2 protein-coding genes are annotated in these 1027 nt (G+C 38.9%); both read left to right on the top strand.

Features of this window, described 5'->3' with window-relative positions:
- On the top strand, positions 1-219 hold a 219-nt coding region (gene tnpB / locus B2C77_RS00380; RefSeq protein ID WP_077701815.1), incomplete at its 5' end, for an IS66 family insertion sequence element accessory protein TnpB.
- 81 nt (positions 220-300) lie between these two features.
- A partial coding sequence (locus B2C77_RS00375) for an IS66 family transposase (RefSeq protein ID WP_141130624.1) occupies positions 301-1027 on the top strand: 727 nt, incomplete at its 3' end.

Below are 1027 nucleotides of genomic sequence, written 5' to 3'. Positions count from 1 at the left end.
TTATTTTCCGGCTGGAGTAAGGACCGATATAAATGTTTATATTTTGATGGCAATGGCTTTGCCATGCTGTATAAACGTTTAGATAACGGAAAACTTCAATGGCCCAAAAACGAAAATGAGATGCGAAATCTATCGCAACAAGAACTTCGATGGTTACTCGAAGGTTTATCCATGCAGCAGCCAAAGGCGATTCAACAATCACCAAAAAGTTTGTTCTAAAATTACTACAAATGCTTCACTCTTACGTTCAACATGGTATACTATAACTACCTTAAATTCGAACGGAAAGTGGTGAACTGGATGGTTAATACTTCTTCTAATCATGAGAATCCATCCGATAAATTAATTCGGCTTCTTGAAGAACAATTGGATCTTTCTAATCAACAAAACAAAGAATTATCGGAACAGGTTAAAGTGTTAACCGAGCAAGTTCGCCATTTAACAAAGCTTTTATATGGAGCTAAAACAGAGAAATCGAAATATAATGCGCCTGATGGGCAGACCTCCTTATTTGATGATGATTCAACTTTTACCGATTCTGAGCAGACAGAAGAACAAAGCCAACAGACGATTTCTTATACTGTTGTACGAAAGGTTCAAAAAAAACGAAATGATTCATTACGTGCTGATGTCGAGGTAGAAGTGATCCACCATCATCCAAAAAATACAAACTGTACGTGTTGCAATCGTCAAATGGTTGAGATTGACGGCACCATGGTGCGTGAAGAAGCAACCTTTATTCCTGCGAAAATGAGGAAAGTGCAACACGTAGAACATGCCTATGAATGTAAAAACTGTAAAGGTGATGCATTCCAGCCAGCGCAAATTGAACGTGGCAAAGCACCGCAACCAGTCATTCAGCGAAGTATCGCTAGTCCCAGCGTTCTAGCCAAAGTCATCTATGATAAATTCATGCAATACGTACCCCTTTACCGGCAAGTAAAAGAATGGGAACGTTACGGCCTGAATACAAATGATAAAAATCTTTCTAATTGGGTTATCCGAACATCGCATGATTGGCTATTGC

Source organism: Virgibacillus dokdonensis (genome assembly GCF_900166595.1).
Lineage (GTDB): Bacteria > Bacillota > Bacilli > Bacillales > Amphibacillaceae > Virgibacillus > Virgibacillus dokdonensis.
This window is presented reverse-complemented; position numbering and strand designations above follow the sequence as displayed.